The sequence below is a fragment of the Sulfobacillus sp. hq2 genome (genome assembly GCF_002903155.1).
GTDB lineage: Bacteria > Bacillota > Sulfobacillia > Sulfobacillales > Sulfobacillaceae > Sulfobacillus > Sulfobacillus thermotolerans.
Map to the genome: position 1 here is coordinate 1 of NZ_NWUL01000020.1, position 1,315 is coordinate 1,315.

At 58.9% G+C, this 1,315-nt stretch carries 1 protein-coding gene; it reads left to right on the forward strand.

The window, feature by feature from the left end:
• Nucleotides 1–74 precede the first annotated feature (74 nt).
• Nucleotides 75–1,292: an ISL3 family transposase gene (locus CO251_RS03155; protein WP_014003049.1), complete on the forward strand. Its 1,218-nt coding sequence runs from the start codon at nucleotides 75–77 to the stop codon at nucleotides 1,290–1,292.
• The last annotated feature ends 23 nt before the right edge of the window (nucleotides 1,293–1,315 follow it).

The following is a 1,315-nucleotide window of genomic DNA, read 5'->3' on the forward strand; positions in this document are numbered from 1 at the left end:
CAGGCTCCTCGACACATTGAGTGGGTAAGGCGGTATGATTGCTTTATGGGAAGGGCAGCGAGCTGAGGATAAGGATGGACCAAGGTAATCAACTGTTCACTCTGGCGTTGGGGTTGGTTCCGCCGTGGATGGTGGACGATGTGCGGTTCACGGTGGAGGAAAAGCGCCTGGACCTGCATGTGAACTTCCCAAGGGGTAGTCAGTTTCCCTGTCCGGTCTGCGGCCAGGACTGCCCGGTCTATGACACCCAGGAGAAGGTCTGGCGTCACCTCGACTTCTTCCAGCATGCGGCTTATCTCCATGCCCGCGTACCACGGGTCCATTGCCCGGAACACGGCGTGCATTTGGTATCCGTCCCTTGGGCGCGGGAAGGCTCGGGATTCACGCTGCTCTTTGAGGCTCTAGTCATGGCCATGGTCCGGGAGATGCCCGTGTTGACGGTCTCCCGCCTAGTGCGGGAGACGGACCAGCGACTCTGGCGGGTGCTCGATCATTACGTCGCCAAGGCCCGCGAGGCCGCGGACATGTCAGAGGTCCATTCCGTCGGTATCGATGAGACGAGCAGCCGGCGCGGCCATGATTACATCACCCTGTTTGTGGACCTCGTGGCGAAGCGCCTGCTGTTTGCCACACCCGGCAAGGATGCCGAGACTTTTGCGCAGTTCGCCGAAGATCTGCAGGCCCATGGCGGCAGCGCCGAGGCCATTACGGAGGTCAGCATGGACCTCTCGCCAGCCTTCCAAAAAGGGGCCGCAGAACACCTGCCCAACGCCCAGGTCACCTTCGATCGCTTTCACCTCATGAAGCTCGTCAATGAGGCCGTAGATGCCGTACGCAAGGGGGAAGCCCTCTCCCAACCAGACCTGAAAAAGAGCCGCTGGCTTTGGCTCAAGAACCCGGGAAAGCTCTCCGCCAAGCAAAGCGCCAGGCTCCGGGAGATCCTCAAGAACCAGAACCTCAAGACAGCACAGGCTTATCAGCTTCGCCTGACCTTCCAAGAAATCTTCACCGTCCAGAATCGCCACCAGGGCGCCACCCTGCTCAAGGCCTGGGTGGAAAACGTCAAGGACAGCGGATTACCGCCAATGGTCAAGGTCGCCTACACCGTCATGAATCACTGGGATGGTGTGCTCCGCTGGTTCGAGAGCCAGATCACCAACGGGATTCTGGAAGGCTTCAATAGCCTCCTCCAGTCCGCCAAGGCAAAAGCCCGTGGCTACCGTACCCACAAGAACTTTATCAACATGGCCTACCTGATCCTCGGTAAACTGGATCTCAGGCTACCCACATGAAACATCGAAGAACCAAGAATCAG